14 protein-coding genes are annotated in these 15,456 nt (G+C 72.1%); 5 read left to right on the top strand and 9 right to left on the bottom strand.

What is annotated here, in order from left to right; translation table 11 throughout:
- Positions 1 to 5 precede the first annotated feature (5 nt).
- The 3 genes from FDP22_RS20035 to upp are packed head-to-tail and all read left to right on the top strand — an operon-like array spanning position 6 to position 2,817.
- Entirely contained in the window at positions 6 to 1,205 is a 1,200-nt protein-coding gene (locus FDP22_RS20035; RefSeq protein WP_138577981.1) for a phosphopentomutase, read from the top strand.
- A complete protein-coding gene (add, locus tag FDP22_RS20030; protein WP_170317809.1) occupies positions 1,202 to 2,188 on the top strand; it encodes an adenosine deaminase in 987 nt (328 codons plus the stop codon). Before FDP22_RS20035 ends, add begins: the two co-directional genes overlap by 4 nt.
- The gene (upp, locus tag FDP22_RS20025) at positions 2,185 to 2,817 is read left to right on the top strand and encodes a uracil phosphoribosyltransferase (protein WP_138577979.1); all 633 of its coding nucleotides are present in this window, start codon (positions 2,185 to 2,187) and stop codon (positions 2,815 to 2,817) included. The genes add and upp overlap by 4 nt, the downstream gene beginning before the upstream one ends.
- 506 nt (positions 2,818 to 3,323) lie before the next feature.
- Here upp and FDP22_RS20015 read toward each other — a convergent pair.
- Positions 3,324 to 5,093, bottom strand: coding sequence for an AfsR/SARP family transcriptional regulator (locus FDP22_RS20015; protein WP_138577977.1), 1,770 nt, complete (start codon positions 5,091 to 5,093; stop codon positions 3,324 to 3,326).
- Positions 5,090 to 5,635 carry a 2-oxo-4-hydroxy-4-carboxy-5-ureidoimidazoline decarboxylase gene (gene uraD / locus FDP22_RS20010; protein WP_138577975.1) on the bottom strand — a complete coding sequence of 182 codons (546 nt, stop codon included), beginning with the start codon at positions 5,633 to 5,635 and terminating at the stop codon, positions 5,090 to 5,092. The genes FDP22_RS20015 and uraD overlap by 4 nt, the downstream gene beginning before the upstream one ends.
- 94 nt (positions 5,636 to 5,729) lie before the next feature.
- Here uraD and FDP22_RS20005 point away from each other — a divergent pair, with 94 nt between their 5' ends.
- The gene (locus FDP22_RS20005; RefSeq protein WP_138577973.1) at positions 5,730 to 6,914 is read left to right on the top strand and encodes a urate hydroxylase PuuD; all 1,185 of its coding nucleotides are present in this window, start codon (positions 5,730 to 5,732) and stop codon (positions 6,912 to 6,914) included.
- Positions 6,915 to 6,998: 84 nt separating this feature from the next.
- Here the strand turns inward: FDP22_RS20005 and FDP22_RS20000 are convergent, their stop codons facing one another.
- A complete protein-coding gene (locus FDP22_RS20000; protein WP_170317808.1) occupies positions 6,999 to 7,700 on the bottom strand; it encodes a pseudouridine synthase in 702 nt (233 codons plus the stop codon).
- A 436-nt stretch (positions 7,701 to 8,136) separates the two neighbouring features.
- Between FDP22_RS20000 and FDP22_RS19995 the strand changes: the two genes are divergently transcribed.
- Entirely contained in the window at positions 8,137 to 8,634 is a 498-nt protein-coding gene (locus tag FDP22_RS19995; protein WP_170317807.1) for a GNAT family N-acetyltransferase, read from the top strand.
- Here the strand turns inward: FDP22_RS19995 and FDP22_RS19990 are convergent.
- The 6 genes from FDP22_RS19990 to FDP22_RS19965 all read right to left on the bottom strand — a co-directional run bounded on the left by FDP22_RS19990 (position 8,580) and on the right by FDP22_RS19965 (position 15,248).
- On the bottom strand, positions 8,580 to 9,917 hold the full coding sequence (locus tag FDP22_RS19990) for an FAD-dependent monooxygenase (protein WP_138577969.1): 1,338 nt from the start codon (positions 9,915 to 9,917) through the stop codon (positions 8,580 to 8,582). The two genes, FDP22_RS19995 and FDP22_RS19990, sit on opposite strands and share 55 nt — an antisense overlap.
- The gene (locus FDP22_RS19985; protein ID WP_138577967.1) at positions 9,914 to 11,257 is read right to left on the bottom strand and encodes an 8-oxoguanine deaminase; all 1,344 of its coding nucleotides are present in this window, start codon (positions 11,255 to 11,257) and stop codon (positions 9,914 to 9,916) included. The genes FDP22_RS19990 and FDP22_RS19985 overlap by 4 nt, the downstream gene beginning before the upstream one ends.
- The gene (guaD, locus tag FDP22_RS19980; RefSeq protein ID WP_138577965.1) at positions 11,254 to 12,552 is read right to left on the bottom strand and encodes a guanine deaminase; all 1,299 of its coding nucleotides are present in this window, start codon (positions 12,550 to 12,552) and stop codon (positions 11,254 to 11,256) included. Before guaD ends, FDP22_RS19985 begins: the two co-directional genes overlap by 4 nt.
- On the bottom strand, positions 12,549 to 13,505 hold the full coding sequence (locus FDP22_RS19975; RefSeq protein ID WP_138577963.1) for an aldo/keto reductase: 957 nt from the start codon (positions 13,503 to 13,505) through the stop codon (positions 12,549 to 12,551). The genes guaD and FDP22_RS19975 overlap by 4 nt, the downstream gene beginning before the upstream one ends.
- A gap of 87 nt (positions 13,506 to 13,592) precedes the next feature.
- Positions 13,593 to 14,096: a hypothetical protein gene (locus FDP22_RS19970; protein ID WP_138577961.1), complete on the bottom strand. Its 504-nt coding sequence runs from the start codon at positions 14,094 to 14,096 to the stop codon at positions 13,593 to 13,595.
- A gap of 72 nt (positions 14,097 to 14,168) precedes the next feature.
- Complete coding sequence (locus tag FDP22_RS19965) at positions 14,169 to 15,248, bottom strand: BMP family ABC transporter substrate-binding protein (protein WP_138577959.1); 1,080 nt, start codon at positions 15,246 to 15,248, stop codon at positions 14,169 to 14,171.
- Positions 15,249 to 15,456: the final 208 nt, after the last annotated feature.

The raw sequence follows: 15,456 nt of genomic DNA, 5'->3' as shown, positions 1-15,456 counted from the left end.
GGCTGATGCCCCGCGCCTTCCTTCTGGTGATGGACAGCGTGGGCGCGGGCGGCGCGCCCGACGCCGCCGCCTTCGGCGACGAGGGCGCCAACACGCTGGGCCATATCGCCGCCGCATGCGCCGCCGGCCGGGCGGAGGAGGGGCGCTCCGGCCCGCTCCACCTGCCCAACTTCGCCGCCCTCGGCCTGTGGGAGGCGGTGGGCCTCGCCTCCGGCGTGCCGGTGCCCGCGGGGCCGGCGCCGACCGGCCTCTGGGGCGCTGCCGAGGAGGTCTCGAAGGGCAAGGACACCCCCTCCGGCCACTGGGAGCTTGCCGGCGTGCCGGTGCCCTGGGACTGGCATTATTTCCCGCGCACGGAACCCGCCTTCCCGCCCGCGCTCACCGAGGCGCTGATCGCGCAGGCCGGGCTGCCGGGCATCCTGGGCAATTGCCACGCCTCCGGCATGCCGATCCTGCGCGCGCTGGGGGAGGAGCACATCGCGACGGGCAAGCCGATCTGCTACACCTCCGCCGACAGCGTGTTCCAGATAGCGGCACATGAGGAGGTGTTCGGCCTCGAGCGGCTGATGCAGGTCTGCGAGGTGGCGGCGACGCTGGTGCACCCGATGCGGGTGGGCCGGGTGATCGCCCGGCCGTTCCTCGGCCGCAGCCCGGAGGAGTTCCGCCGCACGGCAAACCGGCGCGACCTTGCCATTCCGCCGCCCGAGCCTACCCTGTGCGAGCGCGTGGTGGCTGCAGGCGGGCGGACCATCGGCATCGGGAAGATCGGCGACATTTTCGCCCATCGGGGGATATCCGAGCTGCTCAAGGGCGCGGACGACATGGCGCTGGTCGACCACACCATCGAGATGGCCCGCACCGCCCCGGACGGCACGTTCGTTTTCGCCAACTATGTCGAGTTCGACTCGCTCTATGGTCACCCGCGCGACGTGGCGGGCTATGCGCGCACGCTCGAGGCATTCGACGCGCGCCTCCCCGCGATCACCGCCCATCTGCGGGAGGGAGACCTGATGATCATCACCGCCGACCATGGCAACGACCCCACCTGGCCCGGCACCGAGCACACCCGCGAGCGGGTGCCGGTGCTGGGCGCGGGCCCCGGCCTCTCCGGCCCCGTGGGGCTGGTGCGCTTCGCCGACGTGGGCGAGAGCATCGCGACACATCTCGGGCTCGCGCCCGGGGCGCACGGGCGGAGCTTCCTGTGAACGCGGTGGCGCGGGACTGGGCGACCCTGCCCAAGGTGGAGCTGCACCTGCATCTCGAAGGCGCCGCCCCGCCGGAGTTCATCCGCGCCCTCGCGGCTGAGAAGGGGCTGAACCTGGGCCATATCTTCGCCGCGGACGGCAGCTATGACTGGGCGGATTTCTCCGAGTTCCTCGCGGTCTACGAGGTGGCGACCTCGGTGCTGCAGACACCGGAGGACTACACCCGCCTTTCGGAGGCGGTGCTGCGGGCCCGCGCCGCGGAAGGGGTGATCTACACCGAGATCTTCCTCGCCCCGCAGCTCTGCGCGGCGGACGGCTCTGCCTGGGCGGATGTCTTCGCCGCCATCCGCGAGGGTGCCGCCCGGGTGCCGGGCATCGAGGCGCGCTTCATCCCCATCGCCGTGCGCCACATGGGCCCCGACGACGCGCTGCGTGTGGCGCGCATCGTGGCGGACACCCCCGGGGCGAGCGGCTTCGGCCTCGCGGGGGACGAGCGGCAGTACGACGTCGACGCCTTCGCGCCCGCCTTCGCGCTGGCGCGCGAGGCCGGGCTGGGGCTCACCGCACATGCCGGGGAAATCTGCGGCCCCGAGAGCGTGCGCGCCACGCTCGACGCCCTTTCCCCCGCGCGCATCGGCCACGGCATCGCGGCGGCGCGGGACCCCGCGCTGATGGCCCGCCTCGCGGAGGAGGGCGTGGTGCTGGAGGTCTGCCCCGGCTCCAACATCGCCCTCGCGCTCTGCGGAAGCTGGGCCGAGCACCCGGTGGCAGCGCTGGACCGCGCGGGCGTGGGCGTGACCCTCTCCACCGACGACCCGCCCTATTTCCACACCTCGCTGGCGCAGGAATACGCGGCCCTGAACGAGGCCTTCGGCTGGAGCCGCAAGACCTTCACCCGCCTGAACCGCCTTGCCATGCGCGCCGCCTTCTGCGACGACGCCACCCGGACCCGGATGCTGGAGAGATTGGGAGAAAGCGCATGAGAGAGCACCTGACGATCGTCGACCACCCCCTTGTGCAGCACAAGCTCACGCTGATGCGCGACAAGGCCACCTCCACCGCCGGGTTCCGGCAGCTCCTGCGCGAGATCTCGCTGCTGCTCGCCTACGAGGTGACGCGCGACCTGCCGATGACCACCATGACCGTGGACACGCCGCTGCAGGAGATGGAAGCCCCGGTGCTGAAGGGCAAGAAGCTCGCGCTGGTCTCGATCCTGCGCGCGGGCAACGGGCTGCTGGACGGGGTTCTGGAGCTGATCCCCTCCGCCCGGGTCGGCTTCGTGGGCCTCTACCGCGACGAGGAAACCCTGCAGCCGGTGCAGTATTACTTCAAGGTGCCGGGAGACCTCGCCGACCGTCCGGTGATCGCGGTGGACCCGATGCTCGCCACCGGCAATTCCTCCGCCGCCGCGGTGCAGCTCCTGAAGGACGCCGGCGCCACCGACATCCGCTTCCTGTGCCTGCTCGCCGCCCCCGAGGGCGTGGCGCGCATGAAGGAGGCGCACCCGGATGTCAGCATCATCACCGCCTCGCTGGACAAGCGCCTGAACGAGAAGGGTTACATCCTTCCCGGCCTGGGCGACGCCGGCGACCGGATGTTCGGCACCAAGTAACCCGGGCGATATTGCGGCCCCGGGCCATCCGGGGCTTGCAGGCCGCCTCCGCGCGGTCCATCTCCGGCTCTCCGGCTCTCCGGCTCTCCGGCTCTCCGGCTCTCCGGCTCTCCGGCTCTCCGGCTCTCCGGCTCTCCGGCTCTCCGGCTCTCCGGCTCTCCGGCTCTCCGGCTCTCCGGCTCTCCGGCTCTCCGGCTCTCCGGGGGTAGTGAGGCGTCAATGGAGCGCTTGCGCGAGGGCGGCGGCAGGAGCATCCGTGTCCGTGTCCGTGTCCGTGTCCGTGTCCGTGTCCGTGTCCGTGTCCGTGTCCGTAACACCAGGGCATCAGAGCGGCGGCGGGAGCATCCGTGTCCATGGCATCAGGGCATCCGCCGCGCACGGTGCTGGCTGCGCGACCGGGAGGATCACCGTGCAAAGGCAGGGGCCGGCGGCGATCGGGATCCTTCCGGGGAGCGGGAGGCGCGCGACGGGGCAGGGCCGCCGCCGATGCCCCGGGGAGGCACGGTTCAGGCTTCGACCGGCTGCAGCATGTCCAGCAGGGTGCGGTAGAACAACGAGCCGTTGAAATTCTCCGAGGTGGGCAGGATGCAGGTGGCCCAGTCCGCGAGGCCGGCCGCGCCGCCGGGCATCGGCCAGCTTCCGGCCGGCGCGAGGAAGCTGCGCACGGCCGCCGCGTTGCCGATCCGCGCCGCGGAGACCGCCCCGAAGCAGCGCGGCAGGATCCAGCGGTCCGGCAGGTCGTGCAGGCAGGACACCGCGCTGCGCCGCTCGTTGCAGATGGCAAGCGTGGTGCCGCGCAGGGCGCGCAGGCCGGGTTCGTGGTCGCCGATCAGGATGCGTTCGGCATGGGCGACGGCGTCGTCCTCCTCGGCGATGAGCGCGAGCCCGAGGGCGGCGGCGCCGAGGGCCTCGCCCCGGTCCGTGTCGAGCGCGGCGGCGCGGCGCAGGGCGGTGGCGGCCTCGGCGCGCTGCCCGGCGATGAGGTCGCGCCAGCCGGCCTCCACCTGGTCCAGCGGGTCCAGCGGCTGGGGTTCGTGCTGATGCCGCCGCTCCGTCGGCAGGGCGACGGGCGTGGAGAGCAGCAGCCGCAGCGCCTGGGTCTCGGGCCGGGCGGGCATGAGATGCGGATAGGCCGAGGCGGGCGGGCTGTTGCCCGGCGACAGGGCCGCGGCGATGCGGCCGGCAAGGGCGCCGGCCGCCAGTTCGTCCTCGATGCTGCCGGTCCAGACCAGCGTCTCGTCCGCCCCGCGCCAGAGCTGCAGCCACAGGGTGCCCGCGTCCTCCAGCATCTCCAGCCGGTGCGTGGCCCCGGCGCCGCGCGTGAGACACAGCTGGCCGGGCCGCCGGCCCAGCTGGTCGATGATGTGCAGCGCGGTGCGGCGCAGCTGGTGGCTGCGCAGCGGCTCCGGCGCCGGAATGCGCAGCATCACCGGCCCGGTATTGCTGCGCTCCGGGCGCCCGGCGGTGCGGCGGGCCTGGCCGGGGCCGGAGGTGGCGAGCTTCAGCCGCTCCACCTCGGCGATGATCTCGCCGTCCGGCGGGTCGTCGTGCTCCTCCAGATGCGCGAGGTAGAGGGTGCCGTATACCCGCAGCGCCGCGGCGGTGTCGCCCAGCTCCTCGTGGATGCGCATCAGCGAGATGGCGGCGGATTGCCGGGTGCGGTCGAGGTTGAAGGCCGCGAGGGCGAGGTCGCGCCGCCGGGTCATCTCCAGGTCGGTGCGGCGCAGCGCGAGGTCAAGCGCGCGCATGGTGAGGCTCTCGAGCCCGGCGATGCGCTGCGTGAGCCAGGCGGAAAACTCCGGGTCCACGTCGTCGCAGCCGGCGGCGATGGTCTGGAACGGGTGGTCGCGCTCCAGCAGCGCGGAATGCGCGTAGCCGTTGTCCGAGGCCTGCAGGGCCAGCAGCACGTCGCAGTCCACCGTGTCGAGGTCCAGCCGCACCTCCGAGCGGGTGCCGGTGAGCCCGTGGTAGCCGGCCTGGGTGAGCCGGTCGACCAGCGCCTTCAGGTCGCGCTTGAGCGAGTTGCGCTGGTGCTCGGCACTGGGCGAGCGGCTCCACAGACGCTCGGAGAGCACCGCCCGGCTCTCCTCCCCCGTGCGGCTGAGCACGAGGCTGGTCACCAGCGCGCGGGCCTTGGCGGAGGAGATGTCCACCCGTTCGCCATCGACGAAGAGATTGACCCCATCGAACAGCTCCACCCGCAGCCGCGCCACACGGTCGCGCCGGGTGCCCGCCTCCGGCATCAGCGCCTCGCTGCCGAAGGGGGTCGGTCTCACGCCCCGACCTCCGCCGCCGCCAGCGCCTCCAGGCGCAGCAGCGCGATGCGGTGGACATGCACCAGGGCCGCGGCGAATTCCGTCTCCGGGTCGCGGTCCACCCGGGCGCGGAAATCGGCGAGGATCTCCTGCCGGTCCCGGCCGCGCACCGCGATGATGTAGGGAAAGCCGAAGCGGGTGCGATAGGCGGCGTTGAGCGCGGTGAAGGCGGCGAATTCCTCCGGGCTGCAGCGGTCCAGCCCGGCGCCGGCCTGCTCCGCGGAGGAGGCGTGGGTGAGCCCGCCGGCAAGCGCGAGCTTCCCCGCGAGGTCCGGATGGGCGCGCAGCAGGGCGAGCCGGCTGTCACGCGGGGCGGCCTCCACCTGCGCGGCGAGGAGCGCGGCCAGCGCCGCGGGCCGGTGCAACCCGGCCGGCAGGCCCGCGTCCCAGGCGCTTTCCGCCACCCAGGGCGAATGCTCGTACACCCCGCCGAACCGCGCCACGAAAGCGCTGCGCTCAAGCCGGGCCGGATCGGCCGCGAAGGTGGGTCCGTGATCGGTCACTGAGCTGCCTCCCCCATGTTCCGGATGGAGTTTCGGGCTTTTGCCCCGCGAAGTGCAAGTGTATTGTTGCAGCGCGAAGCGACCGGGGGAACGGATGGAAGCGGTATTTCACGACTGGATCAGCCTGTTCGTCCGCTGGGCTCACATCATTGCCGCGATCGGCTGGATCGGCTCCAGCTTCTACTTCATGGGCCTCGACTATTCGCTGCGCAAGCGCAAGGGCATGGAAGACGACAAGGTCGGCGACACCTGGCAGGTTCACGGCGGCGGCTTCTACCACATGGTGAAGTACAAGGTGGCACCCGAGCACATGCCCGAGGAGCTGACCTGGTTCAAGTGGGAGAGCTACTCCACTTGGATGACCGGCTTCGCCATGATGGCCGTCACCTATTACTGGGGCGCGAAGGGGCTGCTGATCGACCGTTCGGTGGCCGACCTGCCGGTGCCGGTGGCGATCCTGCTCTCGGCGGGTTCGCTGGTGGCCGGGTGGTTCCTTTACGACGGGCTGTGCAAGTCGGCGCTGCGCCACCGGCCGGCGGTGATGTTCGCCGTGCTCTACGTGGCGCTGGTCTTCGCGGCCTGGGCCTTCGGGCAGGTGTTCTCCGCCCGGGCCGCCTGGCTGCACATCGGCGCGGTGATCGCGACGATGATGAGCGGCAATGTCTTCCTCGTCATCATCCCCAACCAGCGCATCGTGGTGGAGGACCTGAAGGCCGGCCGCGCGCCGGAGGCGAAATACGGCCAGATCGCCAAGCTCCGCTCCACCCACAACAACTACCTCACGCTGCCCGTCGTGCTGATGATGGTCTCGAACCACTACCCGATGGCCTTCGGCCACCCGTATTCCTGGGTGCTGATCGGGTTCATCCTGGTGATCGGCGCCGTGGTGCGGCACTGGTTCAACATGCATGAGCAGGGCCGGCACGGCGCCATCATGAAATGGCAGTGGCCGCTGGCGACCGTGCTGGCCATCGGCATGATGTGGTTTTCCAGCTGGCGCCCGGGCCAGGCGGCCGCCGAGGTGGCGCCGCAGGCGGCGATGGCCGTCGTCTCGAAGCACTGCGCGATGTGCCACGCGGCCACCCCCACCCATGAGGGGTTCGAGGAGGCGCCCGGCGGCGTCGCCTTCGACACGCTGCCCGAGATCCGCGCACATGCCTCCAAGATGCTGGCCCAGGCCGTGCTCTCCAACACCATGCCGCTGGGCAACGAGACCGGGATGACCCCGGACGAGCGCGCCACGCTGGGCGCCTGGCTGCGCGCCGGCGCGCCGGAGTGAGGGGCAGGAGCGCCCGGCCCGAGAGCTGAGCCCGCCGGCGGGAGGGCGGCAGCTCTGCCCGTGCCGGGAGGGCATGGCGCGGCGTCAGAACGGGCAGGGGTCTTCGGCGTCGATCCAGCGGCCATCGGCCGGGTGGTGGAAGCCGAGATATTCCGAGTGCAGTTGCAGGCGCCCGGCCGCGCTCCGTGCCGGGCCCTCGGCGTAGAGCGGGTCGCCGAGGATCGGATGGCCGAGCGCGCACATGTGCACGCGCAGCTGGTGGCTGCGGCCGGTGAGCGGGGTGAGCGCGAGGCGGGTTGCCTCCGCCTCCCGCGCGATCACCTGCCAGTCGGTCTGCGAGGGGCGGCCGGCGGCGTGGTCGACCTTCTGGCGCGGGCGGTTGGGCGGGTCGAAGGCCAGCGGCAGGTCCACCTGCCCGCTCTCGCCCGCCACCTGGCCCCAGACCCGCGCCAGGTAGCGCTTGCGGGTCTTGCGGGCCTCGAACTGCATCGACAGCACCCGGTGCGCCTCGGCGGTGAGGCCGAGCACCATGATGCCGGAGGTGTCCAGGTCCAGCCGGTGGACGATGCGCGCGCCCGCGTAGAGGCTGCGCGCCCGGGTGGCGATGCAGTCCTGCAGGTGGTCGCCGCGCCCCGGCACGGACAGGATGCCGGAGGGTTTGGAGACCAGGATCAGGTGGTCGTCCGCGTGCAGCACGGTCAGGAAGGGCTCGCGCGGCGGGGCATAGTCCAGCTCCGGCGGCTGGCGCTCGGCGGGCGGCATCGGCTGGGGCGTCTGTCTGGCCATCGGCACGGCTCCGGCTGCGGGAAACGGGGCCCCTTCCATACCGCCGCCGGCCCGGGCCGGCAACCGGCTCGGCCCGCGGCGGCAGAGGCGGATCAGCGGATGGAGGCACCGGGGTGCACCGCCCCGGTGCCGGGCGAGGCGGCCGGGGGCCGGCCCTTTGGTGTGGAAGCACCAGCGTCCGGCTCCGCGTCATGGCGCGGAGGCGCGCCGGGGTCCGCCGCGGCGGCGGCGGACAGACCCCCGGCTCTTCGGAGGGATGTCGCCCCCAGGGGGGCAGATCGGATGCGGAGCCCTGGTCCGGACCCCGGCGCCACCCGGCCGCGCGTCGGGGCATCGCGCGGCCCGGGGCGGCCGGCGGGGGGCGGCGGCATTGTCCGCCCTTGCACCCTTCGCCCGGGCCTCGCAGGATGCGCCGCCACAGTCGAAGGAAAGCCCCATGACCGCAGCCCCTGCCCCCATCGTCCGCCCCGCCCGGCCCGAGGACCGCCCGGTGCTCGAGCGCTTCATGGCCGCGCTGCAGGCGCATGAGCTGGCCTGCTCGCCGGGATCGGGGCTGGAGACACCGGCGCGCATGGCCGCACCCCACCTGCGCTGGCTGGAGGGCTGGGTGGCGGAGAGCGGCGGCGTGATCCTGGTGGCGGAGAGCGGCGACACCCTGCTGGGCTTCGCCGTCTGCGGCATCAGCACCGAGGGCGGGTATCACCTGCCCGAGCGCCTGCGCCGGCATGGCGAGGTATCGGACCTCTATGTCGAGGACCCCGCGCGCGGCCGCGGCGTGGGCCGCGCGCTGCTGGACGCGGCGGCGGAGGCCTTCCGCTCCCGCGGGCTGGCCCGGATGACCATCACGGCGATGCGCGGCAACCCGGAGACGGTGAAGGTCTACCGCGGGCTGTTCGGCGCCGAGACCTTCCTCACCTTCGAGACCCGGCTCTGAGGCGGGTGCTGCGCGCTCACGTCCACGCCATAGAGCCAGTCGAAGGCCGGGGGAAACAGGCCGGGCGCCAGCCGGGTGGCCAGCGCCATCGGGCCGAAGCGCAGCACCCGGGTGAGCGCGCCGCTCGCATGGAACAGCCCCGCGTTCGCCGCGGCCCGGGACTGCACCCGTGTGGCCCGCTCCCGCCGCCGGGCGACATAGGCGGCGAAGGCCGCGGGCAGCGCGTCGCCCGCGGCTGTGCCTGCGTTCTCGCCTCCGGGCGCGTTCCGGCCTCCGGCCCCGGCCTCGCTCCTGCCGCTCTCACCGGCCACGCAATCCGCCAGAACCCAGGCATCCTCGATGGCCATCGCCGCGCCCTGCGCGAGGAAGGGCAGCATCGGGTGGCAGGCGTCGCCCAGCAGCACCGCGCGGCCGCGGCTCCAGTCCGGCATCGCGGGCCGGTCGCACAGCGCCCAGAGCCAGCAGGTCTCCACCGTGTCGAGGAGCCTGCGCAAGGCCGGGTGCCAGCCGGCGAAGGCGGCGCGCAGGGCGTCCGGGTCTCCCTCGGTCGTCCAGCTTTCGGCGCGCCAGGGGCCCTCGCGCACGGCGACGATGTTCACCAGGCTGCCGCCGCGCAGGAAATAGGTGACCACATGCGCCCCCGGCCCGGCCCAGATCGTGGCATCCGGGCGCACCAGCCCCTCGGGCAGGGCCGCGGCCGGCACGGTGGCGCGCCAGCACAGGTTGCCGGTGAAACGCACATCCGCCGGGCCGAACAGCGCCGCGCGGACGCTTGAGTGCAGCCCGTCGGCGCCGATCAGCCCGCGGGCCCGGCGGCTCTCGCCGCCGGCGAGGCCGAGCCGCACGCCTTTCGCGTCCTGCTCCAGCGTGTCGAGCCGCGCCCCGGTCTCGATGCGCACTCCGGCGGCGTGGCAGGCGTCGAGCAGCAGGCGCTGCAGGTCGGCGCGGTGGATCTGGATGAAGGGCGCGCCGTGGCGGCGGCGGATCCGGCTGCCGAGCGGCATGCGGAACAGGGTCCAGCCGCGCCGGCCGTCGCGGATCACCGCGTCGCGCGGGGTGAACCCGGCCGCGGCCACCGCCTCGCCCAGGCCCAGCCGCGCCAGGACATGCATCGCGTTCGGGCCGAGCTGCAGCCCGGCGCCGACTTCCGAGATCTCCGCCGCGCGTTCGAGCACCTGCACCGTCTCGCCCCGCTGCGCGAGGGCGAGGGCTGCGCTGAGCCCGCCGATGCCGGCGCCGGCGATGACGAGGGGCGCGCGCCCTTCCGCAGGCGCCGGGATCATGCCATCAGCCCGCGCATCAGGCGGTTCTGCCGCTCCACGGCGCGGGGAAGCTCCAGGGTGGCGAGCTGCCCCGCGCGCACCACCCGGCGGCCCTCCACGATGAGGTCGCGCACGCCGAACGGGCCGCAGAGCACCAGGGCGGCCACCGGGTCCCAGGCGCCGGCGGCGCCGAGGCCGGAGACATCCCATATGGCGAGATCGGCGCGCAGGCCGGGGGCGATGGCCCCGAGCTCCGGGCGGCCCAGCACCTGCGCGCCGCCCAGGGTGGCCATCTCCAGCGCCTCGCGCGCGGTGAGCGCGTCGGCGCCAAGGCTCACACGCTGTAGGAGCAGGGCCTGGCGGGCCTCGGAGAGGAGGTGCCCGCTGTCGTTGGAGGCGGAGCCGTCCACGCCGAGCCCAAGGGCCACGCCCGCGTCGCGCAGCGCGCGCACCGGGGCGATGCCGGAGCCGAGGCGGCAGTTCGAGCAGGGGCAATGCGCGACACCGGTGCGGCTGCGGGCGAAGAGGTCGATCTCGGCGTCGTCGAGCATCACGCAATGGGCGTGCCACACGTCCGGGCCGGTCCAGCCCAGGGCCTCGGCGTAATCGCCGGGGCGGCAGCCGAAATTCGCCAGAGAATACGCCACGTCCTCGGCGTTTTCCGCCAGATGCGTGTGCAGCATCACCCCCTTGTCGCGCGCGAGCAGGGCCGCGTCGCGCATCAGCTCGCGGCTCACCGAGAAGGGTGAGCAGGGCGCGATGCCCACGCGCAGCATGGCGCCCGGCGCGGGGTCATGAAAGGCGTCCACCACGCGGATGCAATCCTCCAGGATGTCCGCCTCGCGCTCGACCAGCGCATCGGGGGGCAGGCCGCCGGCGCTCTCGCCGATGCTCATGGAGCCGCGGGTGGGGTGGAAGCGGATGCCCACCGCCTGTGCGGCGGCGATGGTGTCCTCCAGCCGCACGCCGTCGGGGTAGAGGTAGAGGTGATCGGCCGAGAGGGTGCAGCCGGAGAGGGCGAGCTCGGCGAGGCCCAGCGTGGCGGCACTCTCCATGTGCTCGGGGCGCATGCGGGCCCAGACGGGGTAGAGCCTCTTCAGCCAGCCGAACAGCAAATCGTCCTGCGCCACGGCGCGGGTCATGGTCTGGAAGAGGTGATGGTGGGTGTTCACGAGGCCGGGGGTGATGACGCAGCCCCGCGCGTTCAGCCGCTCGGCGCCCTGCGCCGCCGGCGTGGCGCCGAGGCCGGGGCCGAGTGCCTCGATCACCCCGTCGCGCAGCAGGATGTCGCAATCGGCGATCTCGCGGCGCTCCGCGTCCATGGTGACCACGAGCCCGCCCTCGATGAGAAGCGTGCTCATGCCGCGGCCCTCGGCTGGTTGCCGGCGGTCCGGACGGCGCGGATCGCGCGGTCATCGCCCAGCATGATGGTGGGGAAGATCTGCTCCCACAGGCTCTCCGCCCGGCCGGCGCGCTGCGCGATCACCGGGGTGGAGGCGAGGTCGAGGGCGATGATGTCGGCCTCGCGGCCGGGCGCGAGATTGCCGATGGCCTCGCCCATGCGCAGCGTGTCGGCGGCGCCTTGCGTGGCGAGCCAGAGGAGCTGTGCGGGGTGCAGCGCCGTGCCGGAGAGCTGGCCGATCTCGTAGGCCGCCGCCATGGTGCGCAGCATGGAGAAGCTGGAGCCGCCGCCCACGTCGGTCGCGAGCCCCACCGGCACGCCGAGGCGCTGTGCGGCGGCCATGTCGAACAGGCCGGAGCCGATGAAGGTGTTCGATGTCGGGCAATGCGCGATGCCGGTGCCTGTCTCGGTGATGGCGGCGCGCTCGCGCGCGGTGAGGTGGATGGCATGGCCCATCACCGCGCCCGGGCCGGTGAGGCCGAAGCGCTGGTAGACGCCGAAGTAGTCCGGCGCCTCCGGGAAGAGCCCGGCCACCCAGGCGATCTCCTCGTGCTGCTCGCTCAGGTGGGTCTGCATCAGGCAGGACGGGTTGGCGGCCCAGAGGGCGCCCGCGGCCTCCAGCTGCTCGGGGCTCGAGGTGGGGGCGAAGCGCGGCGAGACTACGTAGGTGAGCCGGCCGCGGCCGTGCCAGCGGGCGATGAGCGCTGCGCTCTCCTCATAGCCGCGGGCGGGGGTGTCGCACAGGCCCTCGGGGGCGTTGCGGTCCATCATCACCTTGCCGGCGGCGAGGCGCAGGCCGCGCGCCTCCGCCGCCGCCATCAGCGCGTCCACGCTTTCCGGCGCCGAGGAGCAGTAGCAGCAGGCGGTGGTGATGCCGTTCGCCGCGTTGAGGTCGAGGTAGAGCCCGGCGATCTCGCCCGCGTAGGCGGGGTCGGCGAAGCGCATCTCCTCGGGGAAGGTGTAGCCGTTCAGCCAGTCGATCAGCCGCTTGCCCCAGGAGGCGATGATGCCGGTCTGCGGGTAATGCGCGTGGGCGTCGACGAAGCCTGCCATCAGCAGGGCTTCGCCCATGTCCTCGCGCGGCACCTGCGGGTGGGCGGCGAGAAGCGCCTCCGCCGGGCCGACCTTCGCGATGCGCCCGTCCTCCACCAGCACCGCGCCGTGGCGATGGTGCCGCACCGCCTCCTCCGGCGGCACGGCGAAGGGGGAGGCGGAGAAGGCGAGGGTCTGCCCGGTGATCAGGCGCTGGTTCATCCCAGCTCCTCGAGCCGGTCGGTGGCCGGGACCGGGGTGGGGGAGAGGGCGGAGATCTTCGCTCGCACGTCCTCGGTCATGTTGTAGTCGGCGGCGGCGATGGCGGGGGCGAGCTGCTCCACGTTGCGCGCCCCGATGATCGGCGCGGTGACGGCGGGGTGGGCGGCCACCCAGGCATCGGCGAGGGTGACCGGGCTCACGCCCAGCTCCTTCGCGAAGGCGACGAACTCGCGCACCACGCCCTCCACCCAGGGGGCGGCGTAGCGCTTGGCGTACATCTCCATCTGGTCGAGCCGGCCGCGGGTGTTGCCGGCGCCCTCGTCGGGCAGGTACTTGCCGGTGAGCACGCCGGCGGCCAGCGGGTTGTAGGGCACCACGGCCACGTCCTCGGCGGCACAGAGCGGCAGGATCTCCACCTCGGCCTGGCGCTTCACCAGGTTGTACATCGGCTGGAACACGTCGAAGCGGGCCCAGCCCTCGCGCTTCTGCACGCCGAGCGCGGTGGCGAGCTGCCAGGCCGCGTAGTTGGAGGCGCCGAGGTAGAGCACCTTGCCCTGGCGCACCAGGTCGTCGAGGGCGCGCAGCGTGTCCTCCAGCCGGGCCTCGGGGTCCCAGCGGTGCATGAAGAGCACGTCGATCCGGTCCGTGCCGAGCCGCTTCAGGCTGGCCTCGACGGAGGCGAGCACGTTGCGCCGGCTGCCGCCCTTGTCGGAGGCGAACTTGGTGGTGAGGGTGATCTCCTCGCGCTCATGGGCGATGAGCCGGCCGAGGATCTCCTCCGCCGTGCCGTTCTGGTAGACGTTGGCGCAGTCGAAGAAGTCGATGCCGGCATCGCGGCAGGCGGCGTAGAGCTTCGCGCTCTGCGCCTCGTCCGCGTCGCCGCCGAAGGACATGGTACCGTAGCACATCGCGGAGACGGAGGTGCCGGTGCGGCCGAGCGGTTTCCTGATCATGGAGCGTTCCTTTCCCGAATTTGGTGCCATCAAAGGCGATTGCCGGGGCAGGTGCAAGGGGGGCCTTGGGCGGGGGAGGCGGCCTGCTCATCCCCCCTCCATCGGCAATCGGCGCCGGAGCGCCGTCGCGGCGCGACGCAGCAGTTCGTCAGCCGAGGTAAGGGCGGCTTCGATCTCCTCACGGTCGATAGGGATGGAGTAGCTGCTCCAGTCGGGCTCGGCCTTCGTACCAAAATTCTTGTGATACTCGCAGCGCACCGTATCGGCGGAGACCTGCCTCCAGGCACCGTGAACGGCCATGTCCCGGCTGAGCTTCTGCGTCTTCATGTCGTCCAGTATGGACTGCACGTCCGAAGCATCCCCGAGTTGGTTCGTGGCGATGGCCCTGTCGAGTTGCTTGTGCAGCTCTGCGGTGACTGCCGAGGGGAGATAGGCGTCATGCATTTCTGCCGGCGTTTCGAGATACGGTGACTTTGTCGTCAACAGAATTTCCCAGAGCGCGAATTCCAGATGCGCCCAGGTTGTAATGAATTGTCCCTGCAAGAGCAGGAACTCATCAGACACCTTTGGTTTGATGAAGAGCTCTTTCAACGACCGATCCTCCTGTTGAACGCAGACGGGGCCCGCGCGGGGCCCCGTCCGTGGTCATCGCTGCGGCGCGCCTTACTTCGGCAGGTCGCCCTCGATGCCTTCCACGTAGAAGTTCATGCCCAGCAGGGTGCCGTCGTCGGCCACTTCGCCCTCGGCGAGCCAGGGCGAGCCGTCCTGCTTATTGATCGGGCCGGTGAACGGGTGCAGCGTGCCGGCGGCGATGGCGTCACGCGCGTCCATGGCGAGCTTCTTTACGTCCTCGGGGATCTTGTCGGAGAACTCGGCGAGTTGGACCATGCCGGTGTCGAAGCCGCCCCAGGTGTCGGTCGATTCCCAGGTGCCGTCCAGCACGGCCTGCACGCGGGAGATGTAGTAGGGGTCCCAGTGGTCCATGATCGAGGTGAGCTGGGCGTCCGGGCCGAACTGCTTCATGTCCGAGGCCTGGCCGAAGGCGAGGATGCCGTTCTCCTGCGCGATGGTCATCGCCGCCGGGCTGTCGGTGTGCTGCATGATGATGTCGGCGCCCTGTTCGATCAGCGCCTTGGCGGCGTCGGCCTCCTTGGCGGGGTCGAACCAGGTGGACACCCAGACGATCTTGAACTTCACGTCCGGGTTCACCGATTTCGCCGCGAGATAGGCCGCGTTGATGCCGCGCACCACTTCCGGGATCGGGAAGGAGGCGATGTAGCCGATGGTGTTGGTCTTGGTCATCTTGCCGGCGATCAGCCCGATCACGTGCCGGCCCTCGTAGAAGCGCGAGGAATAGGTGGAGACGTTGTCGGCGCGCTTGTAGCCGGTGGCGTGCTCGAACTTCACGTTCGGGAACATCTTCGCCACCTTCACGGTCTGGTCCATGTAGCCGAAGGAGGTGGTGAAGATCAGGTCGGTCCCCGAGCGGGCCATCTGCTGGATCACGCGCTCGGCGTCCGGGCCCTCGGGCACGCTTTCCACGAAGGTGGTCTCGACCTTGTCGCCGAATTTCTCCTCCACGGCCTTGCGGGCCACGTCATGCTGGTAGGACCAGCCGAAATCGCCCACCGGGCCGACATAGACGAAGCCGACCTTCACGTGATCCTTCGCCTGGGCGAGGACGCCCGAGGCGCCCAGGGCCAGCGCCGCGGCGGCGGCGAGGACGGTTGCTGCAAGTTTCATGCGGTAGTTCTCCCTGTTGAACTGTGCCTGCCCGGTCCACGGACCGGGGCGTGAATGCGGTGCCCGGGTGCGACCCCGGGGGAGGAATGCCTGCCCGGGCCGCGGGCCCGGGGGAAGGGTTGCCCGGGGCCCGGCCCGGGGAGAAGAGCTCCCCCGGGGTGAGGCGCCCCGGGGGCTGAAGCCTTGCCCGGGCCCGCGCCCGGGGGGA

Source organism: Paroceanicella profunda, assembly GCF_005887635.2.
Lineage (GTDB): Bacteria > Pseudomonadota > Alphaproteobacteria > Rhodobacterales > Rhodobacteraceae > Paroceanicella > Paroceanicella profunda.
The sequence above is the reverse complement of the archived record's forward strand: the minus strand, read 5'-3'. Positions and strand labels throughout refer to the sequence as shown.